The 23285-nt window shown below is 31.5% G+C and carries 24 protein-coding genes; 7 read left to right on the plus strand and 17 right to left on the minus strand.

All coding sequences use genetic code 11. The features are described from left to right. Window positions 1-2: 2 nt before the first annotated feature. The 4 genes from QBK95_RS21780 to QBK95_RS21795 all read left to right on the plus strand — a co-directional run bounded on the left by QBK95_RS21780 (window position 3) and on the right by QBK95_RS21795 (window position 3923). Complete coding sequence (locus QBK95_RS21780; RefSeq protein WP_280936681.1) at window positions 3-965, plus strand: CdaR family protein; 963 nt, start codon at window positions 3-5, stop codon at window positions 963-965. Between the two features lie 3 nt (window positions 966-968). Further along, window positions 969-1547 (plus strand): dephospho-CoA kinase, encoded by a 579-nt coding sequence (gene coaE / locus QBK95_RS21785; RefSeq protein WP_280936682.1) that lies wholly within the window; start codon window positions 969-971, stop codon window positions 1545-1547. Between the two features lie 84 nt (window positions 1548-1631). Beyond that, the gene (locus tag QBK95_RS21790; protein ID WP_280936683.1) at window positions 1632-3206 is read left to right on the plus strand and encodes a sensor histidine kinase; all 1575 of its coding nucleotides are present in this window, start codon (window positions 1632-1634) and stop codon (window positions 3204-3206) included. A 3-nt stretch (window positions 3207-3209) separates the two neighbouring features. After that, window positions 3210-3923, plus strand: a complete 714-nt coding sequence (locus tag QBK95_RS21795) for a response regulator transcription factor (RefSeq protein WP_027393600.1) — start codon at window positions 3210-3212, stop codon at window positions 3921-3923. A gap of 44 nt (window positions 3924-3967) precedes the next feature. Here the strand turns inward: QBK95_RS21795 and miaA are convergent, their stop codons facing one another. The 10 genes from miaA to QBK95_RS21845 form a co-directional block, all read right to left on the minus strand. Further along, on the minus strand, window positions 3968-4873 hold the full coding sequence (gene miaA, locus QBK95_RS21800) for a tRNA (adenosine(37)-N6)-dimethylallyltransferase MiaA (protein WP_280936684.1): 906 nt from the start codon (window positions 4871-4873) through the stop codon (window positions 3968-3970). Further along, complete coding sequence (locus tag QBK95_RS21805; RefSeq protein ID WP_280936685.1) at window positions 4863-5702, minus strand: ion transporter; 840 nt, start codon at window positions 5700-5702, stop codon at window positions 4863-4865. Before QBK95_RS21805 ends, miaA begins: the two co-directional genes overlap by 11 nt. Before the next feature lie 32 nt (window positions 5703-5734). After that, window positions 5735-7705 carry a DUF3858 domain-containing protein gene (locus QBK95_RS21810; protein WP_280936686.1) on the minus strand — a complete coding sequence of 657 codons (1971 nt, stop codon included), beginning with the start codon at window positions 7703-7705 and terminating at the stop codon, window positions 5735-5737. Window positions 7706-7755: 50 nt separating this feature from the next. Then, window positions 7756-9144 carry an exonuclease domain-containing protein gene (locus tag QBK95_RS21815; RefSeq protein ID WP_280936714.1) on the minus strand — a complete coding sequence of 463 codons (1389 nt, stop codon included), beginning with the start codon at window positions 9142-9144 and terminating at the stop codon, window positions 7756-7758. Between the two features lie 67 nt (window positions 9145-9211). Further along, a complete protein-coding gene (locus QBK95_RS21820; RefSeq protein WP_280936687.1) occupies window positions 9212-9877 on the minus strand; it encodes a YggS family pyridoxal phosphate-dependent enzyme in 666 nt (221 codons plus the stop codon). A gap of 70 nt (window positions 9878-9947) precedes the next feature. Beyond that, the gene (locus QBK95_RS21825) at window positions 9948-11192 is read right to left on the minus strand and encodes a DUF1015 domain-containing protein (RefSeq protein WP_280936688.1); all 1245 of its coding nucleotides are present in this window, start codon (window positions 11190-11192) and stop codon (window positions 9948-9950) included. A gap of 230 nt (window positions 11193-11422) precedes the next feature. After that, window positions 11423-12037, minus strand: coding sequence for a M23 family metallopeptidase (locus QBK95_RS21830; protein ID WP_280936689.1), 615 nt, complete (start codon window positions 12035-12037; stop codon window positions 11423-11425). Between the two features lie 55 nt (window positions 12038-12092). Then, window positions 12093-12980: a 3-hydroxybutyryl-CoA dehydrogenase gene (locus tag QBK95_RS21835; protein ID WP_280936690.1), complete on the minus strand. Its 888-nt coding sequence runs from the start codon at window positions 12978-12980 to the stop codon at window positions 12093-12095. A gap of 120 nt (window positions 12981-13100) precedes the next feature. Then, window positions 13101-13469 (minus strand): four helix bundle protein, encoded by a 369-nt coding sequence (locus tag QBK95_RS21840; protein ID WP_280936691.1) that lies wholly within the window; start codon window positions 13467-13469, stop codon window positions 13101-13103. Window positions 13470-13529: 60 nt separating this feature from the next. Then, complete coding sequence (locus tag QBK95_RS21845; protein ID WP_280936692.1) at window positions 13530-14495, minus strand: Gfo/Idh/MocA family protein; 966 nt, start codon at window positions 14493-14495, stop codon at window positions 13530-13532. Window positions 14496-14639: 144 nt separating this feature from the next. Between QBK95_RS21845 and QBK95_RS21850 the strand changes: the two genes are divergently transcribed. Further along, complete coding sequence (locus tag QBK95_RS21850) at window positions 14640-15287, plus strand: protein-L-isoaspartate(D-aspartate) O-methyltransferase (RefSeq protein ID WP_280936693.1); 648 nt, start codon at window positions 14640-14642, stop codon at window positions 15285-15287. Window positions 15288-15337: 50 nt separating this feature from the next. Here QBK95_RS21850 and smpB read toward each other — a convergent pair whose 3' ends face one another. Beyond that, entirely contained in the window at window positions 15338-15799 is a 462-nt protein-coding gene (gene smpB / locus QBK95_RS21855) for an SsrA-binding protein SmpB (RefSeq protein ID WP_280936694.1), read from the minus strand. A 94-nt stretch (window positions 15800-15893) separates the two neighbouring features. Further along, window positions 15894-16250, minus strand: a complete 357-nt coding sequence (locus QBK95_RS21860) for a DUF3887 domain-containing protein (RefSeq protein ID WP_280936695.1) — start codon at window positions 16248-16250, stop codon at window positions 15894-15896. Between the two features lie 232 nt (window positions 16251-16482). Between QBK95_RS21860 and QBK95_RS21865 the strand changes: the two genes are divergently transcribed. Then, complete coding sequence (locus QBK95_RS21865; protein WP_280936696.1) at window positions 16483-17238, plus strand: DUF6503 family protein; 756 nt, start codon at window positions 16483-16485, stop codon at window positions 17236-17238. Here QBK95_RS21865 and QBK95_RS21870 read toward each other — a convergent pair. From QBK95_RS21870 to QBK95_RS21885, 4 genes are all read right to left on the minus strand, one after another. Next, complete coding sequence (locus QBK95_RS21870; RefSeq protein ID WP_280936697.1) at window positions 17235-17747, minus strand: SixA phosphatase family protein; 513 nt, start codon at window positions 17745-17747, stop codon at window positions 17235-17237. The two genes, QBK95_RS21865 and QBK95_RS21870, sit on opposite strands and share 4 nt — an antisense overlap. A gap of 5 nt (window positions 17748-17752) precedes the next feature. Continuing rightward, entirely contained in the window at window positions 17753-18877 is a 1125-nt protein-coding gene (locus QBK95_RS21875; protein ID WP_280936698.1) for an esterase-like activity of phytase family protein, read from the minus strand. 242 nt (window positions 18878-19119) lie between these two features. Further along, window positions 19120-19245, minus strand: coding sequence for a hypothetical protein (locus QBK95_RS21880; RefSeq protein ID WP_280936699.1), 126 nt, complete (start codon window positions 19243-19245; stop codon window positions 19120-19122). A 57-nt stretch (window positions 19246-19302) separates the two neighbouring features. Then, window positions 19303-20436, minus strand: coding sequence for a thioesterase family protein (locus QBK95_RS21885; protein WP_280936700.1), 1134 nt, complete (start codon window positions 20434-20436; stop codon window positions 19303-19305). Between the two features lie 214 nt (window positions 20437-20650). Between QBK95_RS21885 and QBK95_RS21890 the strand changes: the two genes are divergently transcribed. After that, complete coding sequence (locus tag QBK95_RS21890; RefSeq protein ID WP_280936701.1) at window positions 20651-22612, plus strand: endonuclease; 1962 nt, start codon at window positions 20651-20653, stop codon at window positions 22610-22612. A gap of 12 nt (window positions 22613-22624) precedes the next feature. Here QBK95_RS21890 and QBK95_RS21895 read toward each other — a convergent pair whose 3' ends face one another. Then, window positions 22625-23275 (minus strand): hypothetical protein, encoded by a 651-nt coding sequence (locus QBK95_RS21895; RefSeq protein WP_280936702.1) that lies wholly within the window; start codon window positions 23273-23275, stop codon window positions 22625-22627. Window positions 23276-23285 lie beyond the last annotated feature (10 nt).

Raw genomic sequence — 23285 nt, forward strand, 5'->3', positions numbered from 1 at the left:
CTATGTCTAAAACTAAATTGAATAGATTTTCTTTAAAAAGAAATAATGTCAAAACATTTTTGTTTTTTTTGGCATTTACTTCCTTATTATGGCTTCTGATACAATTCTCTAAGAATTATACCAAAGAAGTCGAAGTAGCAATCCACTATACTAATTTACCAGAAGATAGAATCTTACATGATGAGAGTGATCAAACATTAAAATTAACACTTAATGGTAACGGCTTTAGATTAATAAATCATAGTTGGAGTAAACCTTTATTACAGTTTGATGTTAGCGACGCTGTTGCAGCCGATGATGATGAATATTATTTTTTAATTGATCAAGGAGGTCAGTTATTAAAGGAAAAACTAGATTTTAATGGTAGAATACTATCTTTTCGAAAAGATACCTTACAGGTTAAATTAGATGTTAATTTAGAGAAAAAAATTCCGATAAGACTAGTAAAAGAAATAGATTATGTTCCTGGGTATGGAAGTGATAAGGGAGTTGTGCTTTCGCCAGATTCTATTGTAATAAGCGGACCCAAAAGAATTGTTGATACCATACATTATGTAGTCACTGAAAACCTGAAATTTGAAGGGTTAAATACTAATAATCAAACGACCTTACCTATAAAAATAGATTCATTACCTGCAAGAATTAAAGTGTTACCTAAAGAAGTAGAAGCATCTATTGAGGTTAGTAAGTTTACCGAAGGGAGTCAGGAAATTCCAATTACATTAATAAATGTGCCAGAAGGAAAAGAGATTAAAATATTTCCTAAAGAAGTGAGAGTTGTATACCGAGTAGGTCTTGATAAGTACAATGAAATTAATCTTAGAGATTTTAAAGTCATTGCAGACTATAACAAAGTTTCAGAAGATAGTTCTTTTTTAATCCTTGAATTAGTAGATATGCCATCATCCTCTATTCATGATGTTAGGTTACAGGATAAACAAGTTCAATTTGTAATCTTGAATTAAGGAATGAAAATCGTAGGACTTACAGGTGGAATTGGTAGCGGAAAATCTACAGTTGCTAAAATGTTTAAAAAACTAGGAGCATCAATTTATATTGCCGATGATGAGGCTAAGAAGTTAATGAATGAAGATGATGATGTTAAAAAACAGATACTACAATTATTAGGGAAGGAGTCCTATGTATCAGGAGAATTAAACAGACCTTTTATTGCTGATAAGGTTTTTAATGATAAAAGTTTATTAGAAAAGCTAAATGCTATTGTGCATCCCGCAGTTGCCAATCATTTTATAACTTGGAAACAGAAACAAAAAGGAGCATATGTTATAAAAGAAGCCGCTATTTTATTTGAAAACAGTGGTTATAAACAATGTGATTATACTATTCTTGTAACTGCTCCCGAAGAAACGAGAATTGAGCGAGTATTAAAACGAGATCATACTACTAGAACGCAGGTTTTAGCTCGATTAAAGAATCAATGGTTAGATTCTAAAAAGATTCCGCTTGCAGATTTTGTGATAATTAATACGAAATTAGAAGAAACTTGGCTTCAAGTTCAGCAAATTCATAATAAATTAGCTCTTTAAATCTATTATTTTCATAATCTTTCATTTTGTTAACATTTGGTTAAACCCTAAAGTAGCTAAATGTTAAAGTCTTACTTTTGACCTATGAATAGAAGGTTATTCGTATTGTTAATCCTCCTGATGAGTTTGTCATTGATAGGGATTATTTTTGTACAAGGGTATTGGATTCAAAACACAGTAGAGAATAACAAGGAACAGTTTTCTTTTAACGCAAAGCAAATTTTGATTTCTGTTTCTAATAAGATTGAATATAGGGAGTTTGAAGAAATGTATTATCCCTTACAGGAAATATTAGATAGCATTAAACCTGATGATAAACCTGATAATAAAACAATACAGCAGCTCTTAGACATAAGTTTTGATCGTGGATCATTTGCGTTTGCTGATGGTGTATTAGAGGAAGATCATAAGCTGTTTTCTTCGTTTATCGATTTTAATATTGACACTGTAAAATTGAAAGATATTTTAAATAGAAATGCAGAAACAATTAATTTAGATAAAGAAGAAAATTACAGAGTTAAAGAAAGATCGAAATCAAAATTAGATAGATTAAGTGCGTTAACTGATCTACAACGAAGAGATTTCGAAATTGTAATAGATGAATTGGCAAATTTTATACCTATTCATCGAAGAGTAAAAAAAGGAGAAGTTCAGAAATTGCTAAAAAAGGAATTAGCTGAACGTGATATGAAAGTTGATTTTGAGTATGCTATATATAGTAACGCATTAGCTACTCGAGTACGTTCTGATGATTTTAGTTTAGATTCTCCAGCTGCTACTTTTGCGGTTCCTCTTTTTGTGAATGAAGAAGGATCAAGTAGGTATCAGTTGTACGTTAATTTTACAGGTAAGAATCGGTATATTTTATCGACTATTAAAGGAATGGCAATCCTGTCGATAATATTTACATTGGTTATCGTAGTGGCATATTCAAGTGCATTATCTCAGTTACTGCAACAAAGGCAGATATCTCAGATAAAAACGGATTTTATCAACAATATGACACATGAGCTTAAAACACCCATAGCTACGATTAATTTAGCTTTGGATGCTATTAAAAACCCAAAAATTGCTGGTGATCCTGAAAAAGTAAAACGATATATGGTGATGATTCGTGAAGAAAATAAACGAATGCATGCACAAGTTGAAAATGTATTGAGAATTTCTCAGCTCGAAAAAAATGAGTTGAATATTAAAAAAGAAAGACTTGAATTACATGATATAATAGAAGATGCTATAACTCATGTTTCTCTTATTGTAGAAAATAGAGAAGGGTATATAAAAACGCATTTAGGAGCGTTAAAGTCTACTATTCTAGCTAATGATAGTCATATGACGAATGTGGTGGTCAATGTTTTGGATAATGCAATTAAGTATTCTGAAGGAGCGCCAAAGATTGATATTTATACAGAAAATGTAAAAAATAGTATTGTCCTAAAAATACGTGATCAAGGAGTGGGTATGAGTAAGGTTGCTCAGAAAAAAATCTTCGAAAAGTTCTTTAGAGAACATACTGGAGATTTGCACAACGTTAAAGGTCACGGGTTGGGACTAACATATGTAAAACGAATCATAGATGATCATCATGGTCAAATATGGGTGGAGAGCGAACGGGGAAAAGGCTCCACATTTATAACTAAATTACCGTTAATATCTTAAAATATGGAAACAGAAAACAAAAAGATTTTGCTTGTAGAAGATGATCCGAATTTTGGAACAGTACTAAAGGATTATCTAGTTATGAACGATTATGATGTTGTACACGCTAAAAATGGTATGGAAGGCTTCGAAAAGTTCAAAAAAGATGATTATGATATGTGTATCCTGGATGTAATGATGCCGTATAAGGACGGATTTACTCTTGCAAAAGAAATAAGGGATAAGAATGAAGAAGTGCCAATTATATTCTTAACAGCAAAAGCAATGAAAGAAGATGTGCTTAAAGGATATAAAGTAGGAGCAGACGATTATCTTAATAAGCCTTTTGATAGTGAGGTGTTATTGATGAAAATACAAGCGATCATGCAACGTAAGAGTACAGAATCTGTTGCTGATAGTAAACAGTTTGAATTTAAAATAGGTGGATTTCACCTTAATTCTAAACTTAGGTTCCTTACGTTTAGAGAAGAAGATCCTATCAAACTTTCTCCTAAAGAGAATGAATTATTACGTTTATTAGCATTACATCTTAATGATTTAATGCCTCGTGAATTAGCACTTACAAAAATATGGAGAGATGATAATTATTTTACTTCTCGAAGTATGGATGTATATATTGCTAAGCTTAGGAAATATTTAAAGAAAGATGAGAACGTGGAAATCTTAAATATCCATGGAGAAGGGTTTAGACTTGTTGTAAGAAGTGATGAATCCTAATAACGGTAATGATTGTATCAAAAATAAATCGCTATAGTAATAATCTATAGCGATTTTTCTTTGATATATTCTATAGTAGCTTCGGCATTGTCTTGATAATCAAACCAAGTAATTTCTTGGTCCTTTTTAAACCAGGTAAGTTGTCTTTTTGCAAAACGACGAGTATTTTTTTTAATCTCTGAAATGGCAACGTCTAGTTCGCAATTACCATCAATAAATTCGAAAATCTCTTTGTAGCCTACAGTATTCAATGCATTCAACAATTTGTTAGGGTATAGTCTCTTTACTTCTTCAAGTAACCCTTCTTGAATCATCAAATCTACTCTTTGATTAATTCTATTGTAAATAATCTCTCTTTCTGCAGTAATGCCTACTTTAATGATATTAAATGGCCGTTTTTTGGCTGTTTTAGTAATAAAAGAAGAATAAGGTTTGCCACTACTGATGCATACTTCTAAAGCTCGCATTACTCTATGTGTATTCTGTAGATCTACTTTTTCATAATGTACAGGATCCAATATTTTTAATTGTTCTTGTAAAACCTCTAACCCTTGTTCTTTGTATTTTTTTTGTAGTTCTTCTCTAACAGTGCTTTTAATGTCAGGAAAACTATCCAGTCCCTTGGTCACCGCATCAATATATAATCCTGAGCCACCCACTAAAATAGCATACTTGTTTTTTTTGAAAAGCTCATCTATAGTCCTTAACGCGTCTTTTTCAAAATCACCTACGGTATAAGAATTGTGTATACTTGTATGTTGGATGTAGTGATGTTTTGCTTGCTGTAATTCTTCAGGGTCAGGAACAGCGGTACCGATACACATTTCTTTATAAAATTGCCTACTATCTGCAGAAACAATCTCACAATTAAAATGTTTGGCGAGTGTAATGCTTAAACTAGTCTTACCAATCGCAGTTGGACCAATAATTACTATAAGGTTATTCTTCATTAAATAATGTTTGTCCACAATTATGACAAAATTTAGAATCATCTAAATGGTCATTTTCATTGCAATTTCCACAATGTTGTGTGTTAAGAGGAATAGCATTCTTTTTGGTTTGTTGAGTATATTCAGCACTTACAATCCCTGTAGGAACAGCAATGATTCCATATCCCATAATCATTACTATCGAAGCTATAAATTGTCCTAATGGAGTTTCTGGTGAAATATCTCCATACCCAACAGTTGTGAGTGTAACAATACACCAATATACACTTCTTGGAATACTATTAAATCCATGTTCAGGGCCTTCAATAAGATACATGACAGTTCCTAAAATTATCGCGACAATTAAAACGGCAAATAAAAAGACAGATATTTTTGGTCTACTAGCTCTTAAGGCTTTTACCAGATTGTTAGATTCACCAATGAACCTTGCTAATTTTAAAATTCTAAATACACGTAATAAACGTAAAGCTCTTAAAGCAACAAGCGCATGTGTACCCACAAATAATATAGATAAATATTTTGGTATAGTAGATAATAAATCTATAACACCATAAAAACTAAAAATGTAAGTTCTTGGCTTGGAAATAGAAATGATTCTTAAAAAATACTCAATGGTAAATACGATAGTAATAACCCATTCTAATATGTTAAATAAAGAGGCGTATTGCTCGTTGATATAAGAGACACTTTCTAGCATTACTAGTACGATACTGGCAAGAATCATAGTTAGGATAATTAGATCAAAAGATTTGCCAGCTCTTGTATCGGCCTCATAAATGACCTCGTGTAATTTATCTTTCCAGGTTTTATGTTGCGAATTGTTTTTCAAAATGTGTGTTTTATACTAATGTAATGAAAAAATTAATTATTTTTTTTAATTGTTATTATTGAGTTGTTTTCCATATCAACTATTAAGTTGAAGAATTTTTTTAGAGAACTATAAAAATCTGTTGGATAATATGAGGATAAAAACGTAATATTATGATTGATCAACAAGATATTACCTTGCGTCTGAAAATTTAAACTTAATTTCCCTAATTTTTCTGGTAATGAATAATTTAAATTCTTCGGGATATCTAGAAATTGATAATTGTCAGGAATTTCAATAGAAACCAAATAGGTATATGAATCTCTGTATCCAAAATCAACAGGATATGTTCTTTCATTAAGTTTAAAAGGATTCTCGGTAAAAAATGGCTTTATAAAAGGTTTCAAATAGATGATATCTTCAATTTTATCCGCGGTTTGAGTAAACTCGATTTCTTCTATAAATGGTTGTTCAGGATTATCTTCGTTTTGAACTTTTTTATTAGAAATAGAGATACTTTCATCGTCACCAATAATTCTAGCTAAAAATTTTTCTTTTGATAATTTATTGAATTGATTTCTTTTGAAATTACCGTGATATCCCCCATAGATATACTTTGCAGTACCTTTAAATACTAATGCCTCGTCTAAAGTGAGCTTTTCTTTATAGTAAAAAGAAGAACGATTGTTTGGCTTTATATTGATCCAAGAGCTCCCTTTTTTAAAATCCAAAAGTCGCGCATATTGATTTAAACATCTAAAAGGAATTTGGCCAAATGCAAGGGTGTTCTCTGTTGCATCCAGTAAGTGGGTTTTTCCATCTAATGTTAATTGAACAATAAGATAATTGAAATCAGAAAGAACAGGATGTATTTTGGTAGCATATCCATTCGTTCTGGTTGATAATAGTACTGGTTTTACAGAAAACCCTTGATGTTTAAATGTATTGTGTAATAAAATATTGATTTCTGCTACATTTCCTGTTTTAGATTCAATAATTCTTTTTATTTCAACATCTCTAAAAATACTATACTTCCCATTCCATGAATAATTATTTGCCAGATGTGTGTAGATAGCTTTGGCCTTATCAATGCCAATTGGCATTGTTTGTATAGTTTCGGGAAGAACATTTTTAGTGGCATTAACCTTCTTTAACTGAACTCCAATTGTTTTTTTTGATTTAAGTTCTTTATCTACGTTTTTCCAGGTTTCGGTATACTTTTTATTGACACCATCAAACCCTTTAAATTCTTTAAGTTCATATTCTACACGAGAAAAATAGTTCTTTTTGGCAGTCATGTACTTTTCTTCCTTAAATGCAGGAATATTTCTCATAACATATTGGTTATGGGCGCAATCTGCAACTCCTCCGCCTCCTACATTGAGGCATGCTCTCTTAATTGAAGATTCATTGGTATCTAATTTTAATGGACCAACCAATCTAATATTATACAGATAATTTCCAGGAAGATCTGCAATATATTCACTGTGTAGTTTAGGGATATTATCCTGAAAATCCCAACCATTAAAATTAAATATAAACGGAGATTCTGTTTGATAAGAGTAGGTGAGAACAGATCCTGGTTTTACATTAGGGAACGTAAATTTAATTAATGTATAATGTTCGTTATATTCCTCTTGATAAACCCGACTTTCTTCTAATTTGGTTTTTACAACCCTACCATTTTCGAAATTATAGGTATAAGCAACTAAGTTTCTATAGGTTTCTTTTCTTTTATCATTTCTATATAAAAGTATTTCAATTTTGCTTTTATGAAATCCTTCTTTGTTAAGTATCTTGATTTTTCTATTGTAATCAGTAAGTAGGTTATAGTTTCTTCCATTTTCTATCCTACTATATCCTTTTTCATAAATATAAAAGGCGTTGGCGGTACTATCTTTTTCGTAAGAGATACCTTTTACATCAGCTTCACTAACTACTAAGCTTTTATAATTGTACCCTTCCTGAGCATAGCTAAAGAACGAAAATAATATAAAGTAGATCAAAAAATGTAGTAGTTGCATGTATAGATATGTTGTTTTTATAACTTTTAGTTGCCTTTACAACCAAAATGTTACCTTTTTAGGTCAATTTTATTTTTGTCTAATGCAAGTACCTTTAACTTTTTATGTTGTCGCGTATAACTTTGAATAATATGTTGTGCATCCCGATTATGACTCATAGGAGTAATAATAGATCTTAGAATATCTATATTATTAATCTGATGATTTAGGTTAAAATATCCTATCCCTTTAAATTTACCTCCTTCTATTAGAATAACACTTTGTTCATCTATATCACGACCACGATCTATAACAATCATATCTTTATTGCCAAACGAGTTATTATGAATAAGTAGTTGAACACGGGTATTGTATTCTTCTATGGATTCAGTTAGAATACAGGCTCCATTACATTGTTTGATTGTATAATTAAAGCAGTTTCCATTTCCTTTATCCAATCCCATTAATTTCTGACAAAGTTTGTATTCTTCTGTCCAGCGATGCATAAACGATTTTGCTTGCTGTCTATTGGTGAATGTAGTGATACTTGGTTTATCGCTATCTACTTTTTTTACTTCAAGATTTGTGTAACCATTCTCATCATTGAATTGATATAATGCATGATCAAATTTAGTTCTTTTAAGTGCTCTATTATACTTAGGTTTATTCAGTTTTATCTCTTCATTTTCCTTTAGTAAAGCTAGTAATTCACTACCAGTAACTTGATACGTAATACGATTTACTTCTTCTTGAATTCTTTTAGATTTTCTATTGTCGTTCGTAAAATGTTGCGTAACTCGTTTTTTAATATTTTTACTTTTTCCGATATAGATGATAGTACCATCTTCGCGATGCATATAGTAAACACCTGTTGTAGAAGGTACACTTTCAATTAATTTGAGTAGTTTGTCATCTACCTTTCTTTTAGTTTCAGAGCGCACGGTTTTAATAAGAATGTCCTTTTCTATATCTTTGGATAGTAAAAGCTTAAAAAGTTTTACAGTAGCTTGAGCATCTCCCGTAGCTCTATGTCTATCGGATAGAGGGATTCCTAAACTGCGAACCAGTTTTCCTAAGCTATAAGATTTTTGATCTGGAATGAGTTTTTGAGAAAGTTCTACAGTACAAAGAGATTGTCTCTCAAAATCAAAACCTAATCTATTAAACTCGGTTCTTAAGATTCGATAATCAAAAGAAGCATTGTGAGCAACAATAATACAATCGGTAGTAATCTCTACAATTCTTTTTGCAACCTCATAAAATTTAGGTGCATTTAGAAGCATTTTATTGTTTATTCCAGTCAGATTTACAACAAAGGGTTGTATGGGTCTTTCTGGGTTAACAAGGCTAATAAATTGGTCAACTACCTTGTGACCATCAAATTTATAGATTGCAATTTCTGTAATTCCTTCTTCATTATATTTTCCTCCTGTGGTTTCTATATCTAAAATTGCGTACATCATACGTTTTTGGCGGGGTAGTCTATAGGTATTAGTTTGTTTTATTTTTTGTATAAAGTTACATTTTTTAATGACTATAATTTCTTGCACCAAAAATAGAGCTCCCTATGCGTACCATAGTGCTCCCTTTTTCAATTGCAATTGTATAATCTCCACTCATTCCTATAGATAAAGTCCTTAATGTAGGATGCGTTATTCTCAGTGTGTTGAAAAGAGATTGTATAGTATTAAATTCATTTTTAATTTGTTCTGTATTGTCTGTAAAAGTTGCCATTCCCATTAATCCTATGATGTTAATATTGGTAAGGAGTTTCACCTCTTCAGAGTTTAAAAGATGAATAGCATCCTGATTGCTAAGACCAAATTTGCTTTCTTCTTCTGCAATTTTGATTTGTAACAGGCAGTTGATTGTCCTGTTGTGCTTTAATGCTTGTTTATTGATTTCTTTTAAAAGCTTCAGACTATCTACGGCATGAATTGTATCTACATAAGGAGCCATATACTTCACTTTATTAGTCTGTACATGACCAATCATATGCCAAGAAATATCTTTGGGTAATGCTTCCCACTTTTGTGTCATTTCCTGAATTTTGTTTTCACCAAAAATTCGTTGTCCTGCCTGATATGCTTCCATTACATCAGAGATGGGCTTGGTTTTGGAAACAGCTACCAGTATAACATCTTCGGGAATTGTCTTTTGTATATGTATTAAGTTCTCCTCAATAGAATTCATAAGGTGCAAAGATACCTAAATTTACAAATTAGAAATAAAGGTGTATGTTTTAGAGATTGTTAATTAGATATTAGTCATCAAATTCATAAATTGTAATACCGCTGCGCAATTTAGGTTCAATATAAGTGCTTTTTGGAGGCATTTTTAATCCTTGATCAGCAATTTTTTTCATTTGATCTACAGTAGCAGGAAATAACCCAAAACCAACTTGAAATTCTCCCTGATCTACTTTGCTTTTAACATAAACAATATCATTCTTTCCGTGGGAATACTCTATTCTTGTGTCGGTTCTAAGATCTTTAATGCCAAGAATTGGATCTAATACCGTTTTAAACAAAATTTGTGCATCTAATTCTTCTAGGGCATCTTTGAACTCATAGATACTTTTTCTTAAATATAATGAATAGAATTCACCATCCAGATACATGCTAAAATGATGAGATTTAGATGGTTTATATACTTCGATCCCTCTATTTTCTATTCTAAACCATTCGTCCAACTGGATTAAGAATTCTTCTTTTGATAAACCATTAAGATCTTTAATTAACCGATTAAATTCATAGATTCTTAAATCCGATTCTGGAATTAAGTAACTCATAAAAAAATTATAAGCTTCTGTTCCCTTATGTTCTGTGTTGTTGGATTCTAAATCTTTAGCTAATAAATAAGAAGAAGCCGATCTATGATGACCATCTGCAATATAGATAGTTTTCATAGTATCAAAAGCTGATTGAATTTGCTCAATACTTTTTTTGTCGTCAACTTTCCACAGATAATGTGTGTCCCTATAGGTTGTAGTAAATTCATACTCTGCTCTTTCTTTGGCAACTTTTTCAATGATACTGGCAATGGTATCATTATCAGGATAGGTGAGAAGTACAGGTTCTGCATTGAATCCTACAGTTTTTAGATATTGTTTAAAGGTAGTTTCACGATCTGTTAAGGTGTCCTCATGTTTTTTGATAATATCATTTTCATAGTCTTCTGCGCTTGCAGCTGCTATAATACCACGAAAGGATTCTTTTTCACGATTCACAATTTTGTATACATAGAAACACGGAGTTTCATCTTGCATAAAAATTTCATCTTCTTTAAACTCCAGATATCTATTACGAACTAGTTTGTAGCGTTCTTCTCCTGAAATTTCTTTTTGATACTTATAGCCTGGATTGACAATGTGCAAAAAAGAATAGGGGTTATAGTCCATTCTGGAATCTCTTTCTACAGGAGTATAACTTTGGTAAGATCGTGAAGCGATCAAACTTACTTTATCTCTGGTTGGACGAACTGCTTTGAATGGATTTATTTTTGCCATTTTTTTAGTTAATAGTTATTGATATCTATTGTTTCATTGTCTTTATGAATAAATATCCAGGTACCATCTTCTATATTTTTAAGTGCTCCCGAAATTCGATATTCATTTGAGATAATTGTAGTCTCAGTAATATTTTTAATCTTTTTTCATATTACAGGATAATAGAATAAGAAAAGAAGACAAAGGAAATAATTATAAAGTAGATTTTAAATTCATTTTAGTGACTATTATTAATTTTCATTTATAAATTTAGTTGGATCTAAATATCCTTTTGTATTTTTCGAATATCCACCTCCTATATCCATAAAGATATCATCTCTTATCTCTAGATGCAAATGTGCTAAGTAAATACCATTAGCATTTCCTATGGATGCAATTAACTTACCTTTCTTAATAAATTCTCCTTTTGATACTTTTATAGTTTGACAATGCGCATATACGGATTCATAATAGTTGCCTTTATATTTATGAATAACTCGTATTACATTTCCCCAACCACCACCTATATCTTTTGCAGAAGCGACATATCCATTAGCAATAGCATATATGGCATCACCAATATCAGAGTTGCCACCATTTACGCCATTCCAATCATCACCTAGGTGATGGTTTTCCTGGAATCTCTGGGCGTTGTAATATCCCTTGGCATCAGGTTTACCAACTGGAAAGTCAAAATTAATACTCACAAAATCCTGATTCTTTTTGAATAATGAATCGTATCTGGCGTATTTACTTTGAGCTGTGGATGCTTTTACGGAAAAATTGTTACTAAGCTGTGACTTACTGCTTGTATGTCGACAAGAAGTAATTATAAAGAGTAGTACTATAACTAAAAAGTGCTTCATACTTGCCAATAAAAATAGTCATTTATAGTTATAAGTACGAAGCACGATGTATCAATTAAATAAATTGTTTCGCTACTTTTTCTGCTTTTCTGGTCTCAGAATAATTGTAGAATCCTTCACCACTTTTTACACCAAGTTTTCCTGCCATTACCATGTTTACTAATAAGGGACAAGGTGCATATTTAGGATTTTTGAAGCCATCATACATTACATTAAGGATAGAAAGACATACGTCTAACCCAATAAAATCGGCCAATTGTAATGGACCCATTGGATGTGCCATTCCTAATTTCATGACTGTATCAATTTCCGAAACTCCAGCAACACCATTATATAAAGTTTCTATAGATTCATTGATCATGGGCATTAAGATTCTATTTGCTACAAATCCAGGGTAGTCATTTACTTCTACAGGAACTTTGCCTAAGGTTTTAGACATTTCCATAATAGTATTTGTAACTTCATCTGATGTATTATAGCCTCTAATAATCTCCACTAGTTTCATAATAGGCACTGGATTCATAAAATGCATGCCAATTACCATATCAGGTCTTTTAGTTACTGCAGCAATCTGAGTAATAGAAATAGAAGAGGTATTTGTAGCCAAGATAGTGTCTTCAGGACAAGCTTCACTTAAATCTTTAAAGATCTTTAGTTTTAAATCCACGTTTTCAGTAGCAGCTTCGACAACAAGTCCAGCATATTCTACACCTTCTTTGATGTTGGTATAGGTAGATATATTTCCTAAAGTAGCTTCTTTATCAGCTTCAGAAATCTTTTCTTTAGCAATCATTCGATCAAGATTCTTAGTGATTGTTGCTAATCCTTTATCTAAAGACTGCTGAGAGATATCGATCAATTGAACTTTAAACCCTTTTTGTGCAAAAGTGTGGGCAATACCATTTCCCATTGTACCTGCACCAATTACTGCTACGTTTTTCATGTGTGTATTGTTTATTATAATTAAATATTGTTTTCGTTTAAACTGTTTGATTTTTAACAAATCTTTTGGCAATAGATAGTTTGCAGTTATCAGTTTGCCGTTAGCAGTCTAAAATTTTTCTTAGTCTTTTACCCCAAACTTAACAGGATTCTTAATCATATAGTTAATTAGATTCCCAACTTCATAACTTAAGGCTATTATATTATCAAAAGTTTTTTTATCTATATAATTACAAGCAAGAGAGAAATTAAGCCAAGTTTGAGTTTCTGCATTTTCCGCATCGCTGTCTGTAAGTTTACTAATAAAGTGTTTTGGATAAATTCTCTTTCTATAAGCTTCTGAAATATTTGCAGATACACTGCGTGATGATCTTCTAATTTGATCTGTAAGTGAATATTTTTCTTCTTTTGGAAAAGTTTTAGTGACCTCAAAAATCATCATAGCCAACTCGAAAGATTTTTTATAAGCCAATAAGTTTTTAAAATCCATTAATTTATAATTCGATATTTCATTCTGCCAACTAGTTACTGCCTACTTTAGGAACTAAAGTTAGTGTTTAAAACACTCAATAATCTTTAATGCTACTTCCAGTGCTTTTTTACCTTGTGTTAAAGAAACAATGGGAGTCGTGTTATTTTGAATCGCTTTTGCAAAAGTGTCTAACTCATCTAAAATAGCATTGTTAGCTGGAACATTAGGGTTGTCGAAATATATCTGTTTCTTAACTCCTTCTGCATTTTGCAAGATCATATCAAAATCACCAGGTTGTTCTGGAGCATCTTTCATTTTTACAACTTCGCATTTTTTCTCAAAGAAATCTACAGAGATATATGCATCTTTCTGAAAAAACCTCGCTTTTCGCATATTTTTTAATGAAATACGACTCGCAGTAAGGTTGGCAACACAACCATTTTCGAATTCAATTCTGGCGTTAGCAATATCTGGAGTTTCGCTAATTACTGAAACTCCGCTAGCACTAATTTGTTTTACATCAGAGTGTACTACACTTAATATAGCATCAATGTCATGAATCATTAAATCTAATACTACGGGAACATCGGTTCCTCGAGGATTAAATTCGGCCAGACGATGTGCCTCAATAAACATAGGGTTGTCTATCTTATTGGCTACTGCGGTGTATGCAGGATTAAAACGTTCTACATGACCTACTTGCCCTTTTACGTTATGGGTTTCAGCAAGTGTAATTAACTCTTTCGCTTCATCAACAGTGTTGGTAATAGGTTTTTCGATAAATACATGTTTTCCAGCTTGTATCGCTTGTTTTGCAACTTCAAAATGTGCAAATGTTGGCGTAACAATGTCTACAACATCTACAGCGTTAATCAATTCTTCAGCTGAATCAAACAATTGATAGCCAAACTCTGCTGCTATTGCTTTTGCTTGTTTCTCACTGGCATCAAAGAAGCCAACAAGTTCATAATTTTCAGATTGTTCCAGAAGACGTAGATGAATTTTTCCAAGGTGTCCTGCGCCAAGTACTCCGGCTTTGAGCATAATTCAAGATTTTACACAAAAATAGTATTATTTATAAATTCTAAATCTTAATTCTATCTAAAATGTAAAATAATCCGTTTAATGCTGGAATTGTTTATTGATCTTTAAAATCTTTGTGTAATTTTAGCGTGTTAATCTACCCTAATGAAATCTAAAGATACTCTAAAACACGCTGGAAAAAGAAAACAGTTAGTCGATGTATTGATCGGCAAAGGAATAAAAGATACTGCTGTACTTACTGCTATAAGTAAGATACCCAGACATTTGTTTATGGATTCTGGTTTTGATGATCACGCATATCAAGACAAAGCGTTTCCGATAGGAGCCGATCAGACCATTTCTCAACCATATACCGTAGCTTTTCAGACTGAATTATTAGAAGTAGATCGAGGAGATACGGTATTAGAAATAGGAACAGGTTCTGGATATCAAACCGCTGTTTTGTGTGAATTAGGAATCAAGGTGTACAGTATTGAGCGACAACAAGAGCTATTTAAAAAAACAAAATTGTTTTTACCTAAGCTGGGATATCGTCCCAAGCACCTGTCTTTTGGAGATGGATATAAAGGATTACCAGAATATGCACCATATAAAGGTATTATTGTTACTGCGGGAGCTCCTTATGTCCCAAAACCTTTATTGGCTCAATTAGAAATAGGAGGCAGGTTGGTTATTCCTGTTGGTAATGATCCACAAGTAATGACATTGTTTATTCGTAAAAGTGAAACCAAATTCGAAAAACATGAGTTTGGGGAGTTTCGTTTTGTCCCTTTATTAGAGGATAAAAATTAGAGATAGTTTTATACTAGAAAATAATTAGAGAAAATCTCTTTTAAGTAAGTTTACTTATAATCTTTTTTGATACGATCTAAGGTGCGTTTGTTGTCTCTATCTTTGATAGTTTCTCGTTTATCGTATAGCTTTTTACCTTTTGCTAAAGCAATATCCAGCTTGGCAAGCCCACGATCATTTACAAACAAACGAGTAGGGATAATTGTAAGTCCAGAGTTTTTAACCTCTTTTTCAAGCTTTTTAAGCTCTTTTTTATTTAATAATAGTTTGCGTTCACTTTTAGGGTTATGATTAAAGTATGTTGCGTGAGAGTACTCTTCGATATTCATGTTAATCACGAATAATTCACCGTTATTATGAAACTCACAAAAACTTTCTGCTATTCCTGCTTTTCCTTCTCTAATGGCCTTTATCTCGGTACCTACTAGTTTAATGCCTGCAGTATATTTATCCAAAAATTCATATTCGAATTTGGCTTTTCTATTTAGGATGTTGATTTTATTCTGACTCATAAATTTATTCTTGCAAGAAATTTGCGAAGAGTACAAAAATACAAAAGCTTTCTATATAGAAAGCTTTGTAAAACGTATTGTTCCAAAAACTTTTTTAAGGTTCCTGAAATTGTATCGTTGCAATTTTGCCTTCTGCATCTAGTTTTAATTCCATTACTAAACTGATATTATCAAAAGCAGCAGTATAACTATTGATTCCTTCTGCAGATTCTATAAAAGTTAATGTATTTAAATTTCCGAATTGAGAATGACATCCTTTAATAAAACGTGTCACTCCTTCTTTGGTCATTTCTTCTTGTAATTCTACAGTATACAAATCAAAGATCGCATCTATATTTTGTGAATTAAAGTTTTCCTGAAACGCTTTTGTTGTTTTTTCATAGGTTGCTGCATCCTGAGCAAAAAGTGGTTGTGTGACCACAAAAACCAGCAGTAATAGTATATATTTCATAGTATTTATAAGATTTAGGACGTGCAAAATAATTATCTTTTTGAAATTTTGAAAAAAAATACACTTAAAATTAATTGATTTTAAGAAAGTTTTTCCCTTGAAAATCTACTATAGTAAAAGTGACTTTTGAAAACGAATCTGATATTTTAAATGATAGGTTAGTTTAACAAAATAATTACAACTATTGATATCCTAAAAAGTAATTTAGTCGCATAATTAATATAAAGAATGTATGAAGAGGTTTATGTTTTTATTATCGGTCTTAGTTTTTGCATCGTTTACAACCGTGGTGACACAGTTTTCTGCACAAGAAATAATAAATAAGACTATAGAGAATGCTGGAGGATCCAGATTTGATAATTCAAGTATTCATTTTACGTTTAGAGGAAAAAAATATAGAAGTACGCGCAGTAATGGGAATTATCAATTAGAAAGGTTGGTATCTGGCAATGATGGTTTAGTTCATGATATCTTAAGTAATAAAGGTTTATCCAGATCCGTAGAAAGCTGTTCGGTAAAAGTTGTAGATTCAATGATAACCAAAATTAGTGATGGTGTAAATTCTGTACATTATTTTGCGAACTTACCTTATGGACTTAATGCTCCAGCTGTGCAAAAAGAGTTAACAGGAGAATCTATTATTAAAGGCTCATCGTATTATAAAATAAAAGTTACGTTTAATAAAGAAGGAGGCGGAACTGATTTTGAAGATGAGTTTATGTACTGGATTCATAAAGAAAATTTTACCATTGATTATCTTGCATATCAATATGCTGTTGATGGTGGAGGAATTCGTTTTAGAGAGGCTTTTAACCCAAGAATAATTAATGGTATTCGATTTGTAGATTATAATAATTATAAAACGGATGATCTTACTACACCTTTATCCAAACTGGATAAGATGTTTGAACAAAAAGAGTTAAAATTATTATCCAAAATTGAGTTAGAAAATGTGTATGTATATCTGTTAGAAGGAATTCTCTTTTAATTGATATTTAGTACCATATCCGTAATTACATTTCCAGTAATCTTGATAATAAATACTTTGCTATAATCTTTCTCATTAATATCACTATATTTTTTTTTGCCAATTATTTTATTGACAAATGTGGGAGTGGTGTTACTATGTCCAACAATGATAGCAGTTTTTCCCTTGGTTTGTTCTTGAAACTCTTTGCTGTATAAGTTTCGTGGATCGTAAGGCGTTATTTCAAGATTTTTTACTTTTGCTATAGGAGTAGCGGTTTGAATTGTTCTTTTATAGTTTGTGCTAAAAACATAATCAACTTGAATATCTGTTAGTATGCTTGCCAAGTTTTCTGATCGTTTTTTTCCCTCTTCGGTTAGATTGGGGTTTCGATTGCTAGCGTCACTAAGATCTTTTTCAGAATGCCTAACGAGTATATATGTAGTTGTGTTTTGGTTTTCGGTAGTTTCTTGCCCAACACAAGAGAAAGAAATAATTCCTATAAACAATGACAATAAAATAGATTTCATAAGTTTTAAAGTGTATTAATAATTTCTAACAGTATAATTTGATTAATTTGTTTGGTAACTGGATTAAAATTGTTGTCTGCTACCAAAATTAATGATTGGTTTCCGTTAGCTAATATAGGGCCAAAAGTAATTCCTTCTATATTATCTACAATTTGATTAGTTAATTGATTTCTAATAGATTCAAAATCAAAAAGCAATTCTTTGTGTGCTACATTATATTTTCTATCTTCTAGAGATTCAAAATTAAGCGTATTAGTAACTCCGTCAATAGTTGCTAAGTATATTTTTACTGTGTTTCCTTGAGTACCATAACCAGCTGCATATCCACGTTCAATAATAAGAAATTCTTGTGTTGTTAATTGTAGTAAACCTGTAACCCCATTCACGCCAAATTTACCTTTAGGATCCTTAGCTAATTTATCTAAAGGATAGGTGAACTGATGATCCGCTTTTTTTGTTGAAGTGTTAAAATGGGTGATTCTAACTGGCGCTCCTGAATCTTTAAAAGAAGGTTCTGTTCCATCTAGTTCTAAAGGAAGTTCCATAGCTGCCCAATATCCAGTATTTTGAATATCGGAAACTAATCCTTCAAAAACTCCATTGTGTCTCGGTTTGTTTTTTGAATTAGTATTGGTCAAAAAATAGGAGGGAAGTCTATAATTCTCTTGAGAATTCCCAGAAGTATCGGTAATAAAAATAGAAGGATTTGCATGTTGTTTAATTGATCCTTCACTCGTAAAAATCAATTGGTTTTTATCAAAAACTCTAATGGCTTCTAAATCTAATACTTTTTTGTCATAGAACTGATTTTTAAGGTCTTTGATGTTGGTGAGATTGTTTATGGTAATGTTAGTTATCTCTTTATTGTCTATAGAAAGAGTAGCTTCATAAAACCTAGGGTTTTTGGCATCATCACAAACCAATAAGTACTTTTCTTTTTGTTTGTGGTATTCAATTCCAGAAAGCCCTCCGATTTTAGATCCTTTAAAAATAGAGTCATTATATATTACATATTCATCCAGGTATTTTATCCGAATAGAATTTCGTTTTTGAATATTCCCACTGCTACAAGACAACATAAGAATGCTGACTAAAAGAATGGTTATAAATCTGATTGTTCCTGTGTACATTTTTAGAATTGTCAATCGTATAAAAGTAGTATTTATATTCACTTTTAAAAATATACAAGGTAATTATAACTACAACTTAACAATTCGGGAAATTTATCTCTGAATTGGATTATGAATTTAATATTTCTGTGTTTGGAGATGTATTATGGTAAAAATGGAGCATAGTTATATACTCCATTTTATTTATGGTATATCTAATTAAAATTGTATTTCATTTGGATTTTTTAGTTATTCTAGAGTTTTTATCCTAAAAGTCCTAGCTGCCAAGCAACTACGGTCATTGAGATAATAGCGATAATAAAAAATCCTATAAAAAAATATGAACTTCTCTTCTTGTGAGAGGAGCCAAGATCTCCTGAAGATTTCATACTGGTTAGGTTTTGTTGATTGATGTATTTATATAAGACTCTGCTAGAAAGTAAATGTTACACTTTTTGTGGTTTTAATTGTAAAATTCTTTCATTAAAAGTATCTGCCTGTATAGGATTTAGTATAGATGTAAATAAATCCATAAGCTCTTTGGTGTGATTCCAACGTTTTTGTTTTAGTAAATTAAAATGAACAAAAGTACTCCACATCATCGCTTTGATTTCTGTTTTATCATGATTCCACATTCTAATTTCTACATGTAATTCATTCTCTGTGTGTGCGAATAATTGAGAGTCAATGATCACATCTTCCATTAAAAAGGCAGGTTTTATATATGCAATCTGATTGGTACCTACTACCCAGCTTATACCTTGATTTTGAGCCATCTTAAATAGATCAAGATTATAATAATTGATGATTTGATCCTCTCTGGCATTGATCATATAATTGATGTATTCTGCATTGTTTAGATGATTAAAAGGATCACAATGTTGAAACCTGATTTTGGCTTTACTTTCTAGTGTTTTTGGTAATGTTGTCATAATTAAATTGTTTTTATACCAATCGGTATATTTTAATGTAAAAAAATATTTTTTATGGTTTAGTTCATTTTGAATCATCGTATCTATTTGATCCATGGTTAACAATAAGTAGCTATTATCATCCATTGTGTGGGTCATAAAAATGGCACCACTAATCATAGTGTATAATCTTTTAGCGTATAAAATGGAATCAATTTCAAGCAGTATTTCTCCTTCTTTTTTTCCTTGATCAATAAGGAGAGCTACATTATTTTGAATTTTTCCAATTGTGTATTGCACGTGCTTAAAAAGTAAAGAGTTTTGATGTTTTGCATCTACACCCATATTAAGTACAGGGCAACCACCTAACTCTTGACTATAGTTATAATAATTACGATAGAAATCGGTAACTAAGAACAGTTTTTCTATTGGCGATTCACTAAGATTCTGATGGTCGGCGATACGTCTTAACATATTTTTTACGGTCATTGTAAAAGCTGCCATAGCCAATTCTTCTTTATTTTTAAAATTACCATAAATAGCACCTTTTGTTAAGCCTGTAGCTTTAGTAATATCACTTAAACTTGTTGCTGCGTATCCATTTTTATTAAAAATGGGAGCAACAGTTTGAATGATAAATTCTGTAGTTTGTTCGGCTTTTGTAAGCATTATTTTGTAATTCGTTTATCAAATATATTAAAAATATACCGATTGGTATATTACAAAAACTTTTTTAACACAATCTAACTTTTGATTTGTAATATAATTAGTGCGATTTGATTAGCTAATATGGATGGATCAAGGTTTTTCATTCAATTTTAATATAAAGATAACCTTATATACTATAGAATATACCTATCTTGTCATGCTAATTTTTACAATTATGAAAAACGTCTACCTTCTATTTTTTGTTATAGTATTCAATAATTTTTCTTTTGCACAAGTTGTAATCAATGAATTGGATTCTGATACTCCCAGTACCGATACTATGGAGTTTATAGAATTGAAATCCAGTACTCCCAATTTTTCATTAGATGGATTAGTTATTGTACTTTTTAATGGATCAACCAGTGGAGGAGATGCGAGTTATTTTTCATTAGATTTGGATGGATATACTACTGATGTAAATGGTGTTTTTTTGATTGGAGGCCCAGAAGTTTCTCCAGTACCAGATGTCTTACTTTCAGAAAATACAATCCAAAATGGAGCAGATGCGGTCGCAATTTATATAGGAAATGACACAGATTTTCCTGAAGGTACATTGGCAACCACAACTAATTTGTTGGATGCATTAATACATGATACGGATGATGCAGATGATATGGGACTTATGACCTTGTTAGGGTTGTCAGAACAAATAAATGAAGATGAAAATAATAATAAGACTACAGAATCTATTCAACGTAAAAATGACGGGACTTACGAAGTAAAAACACCAACTCCAGGAGCTCTTAATGATGGTAGCGGAGTTTTGTTTAATGGAATTTCGGTTACTACTGCTCAAGATCAGTATGATGAAGGAAACGGTATAGATATCGTATTTACTACACAGACAAATGTGACAAGTGACCTTACTTTTGATTTTACCATTACTAATGGAACCTTTGTAGCTTCGGATTATACAGGAAGTCTTTCTGTCACCATTCCTTCTGGAACAAATACAAGTACTAATGTGATTCAGGTTGTTGATGATACAGATGATGAAGGGGATGAGGTTATGAAGATCACTTTTGGAACAATACCTACAGGTTTTAATCGTCTTAATGACAATAAGGAATTGAGAATTGTAGATAATGATTTTACAACAGCTTCTTGGGGAACACCATTAAGTCCTACGTTTGGTATTGTATCGAATACGGCTCCTGTAGATTATTATGATCCATTAGAAGGATTAGCAGATGCAGCATTGGTGCAAGCTATACAAGACATTATAGCAGACCCTGCAGTAGTTAGAGCACAAACATATGCTGATATTATTGATATTCTTAAGGCAGCAGACCAGAGTCCAACTAATAGTAATCAGGTATGGTTATTATATACAGAAGAACAACGGCCTAAATTAGATTTTCAGACAAGTGGAGGTAGTAATGTAGGTAAGTGGAATAGAGAGCATACCTATCCAAGATCCCGAGGAGGATTTAATAGCATAGATTCGGATGATTTTGCTGATGGAATTAACGTATTTACAATAACTAGAGCAGATTCTTTAAGACATGCAAATTCTGATGCTCATGGTTTAAGAGCAACTGATGGTCCTGAGAATAGTTCCAGAGGAAATCAAGATTACGGAGAGTATTCTGGTCCTAGTGGAACACAAGGAAGCTGGCAAGGAGATGTGGCTAGAAGTATATTTTTTCTTACCATACGTTACAATGGTTTGGATGTGGTTAATGGTGATCCATCTAATAGCACAGTTGGGCAGTTAGGAGATCTTGCCACCTTATTAAATTGGCATAGAAATGATCCTCCAGATGATTTTGAAATGAATCGTAATAATATTATTTATACTTGGCAGTTTAATCGTAATCCATTTATTGATCAACCAGATTTAGTAGAATATATATGGGGTAATAATGTAGGGCAAACTTGGTCCAATATATTGTCTGTAGTAGATAATGAAGCTCCTGAATTTTTAGTGTACCCTAATCCTGCCAATAATTATATTATGTTATCTGCAGATGGAAAAGAAGGAGATGTAGAGATTTTTGATACGCTAGGTAATATATTACATATACAACCTTTTACAGAAACCACAAGAATTGATCTTGCATTGTCTTCAGGAATATATTTAATGAAAATTAATCATAATAATATTTCTGTGATGAAACGTATTGTTATAAATTAAAATACTGAGGATTTAATTTTTACCAAGACTACTATAAATCACTTCATTTGATATGATTTTAGTAATACTTCTAGGAAGATTACAGGCATCATCAATATTCATATTCTGATACTCTAGTAGTACATTATATTTTTCTACAATTCTATTTGCTTGACTACAATCGGCACTTTGATTTCGTACGTAATTCGTTTTTGGATTTTTACTTCTGTTACTTTTAGTTATGAAATCTTTAAATTGGCATTTAATAGGTTCAAAATTATGAAAATAAAACCGTTCCTCTAAGGTAAGGACAACATCTACTTTTTGAATCTTTCTCTTTTTATTTTTTTCATAATCCTGATACTTTACCTTATGAACAGAGAAGGCAAAAAATAATTGATCATCCCAGATATAATATTCGTCTTTATAAGAAACATATCCTTGTGTATAGTGATGTATTATATGTTTTAATTCGCGACTATTGTAATAAAATGTGAGTGACCCCTTTTCTAAAGATTCCTCACAGGTATAATCGGTATAATGTTGTCTAAGGGTATTATTTGACACAAGTTCTCTTATTAGCAGATACTTACTTTTAATATCGGCTAATTTCTCTCCATTACTTTGCCCAAAAGAAATAGTGGTAACAAGTATGTAAAAGGATAGTGCTAAAGTTGGTTTCATTGCTTTAGCA

This window comes from Aquimarina mycalae, assembly GCF_029906345.1.
Lineage (GTDB): Bacteria > Bacteroidota > Bacteroidia > Flavobacteriales > Flavobacteriaceae > Aquimarina.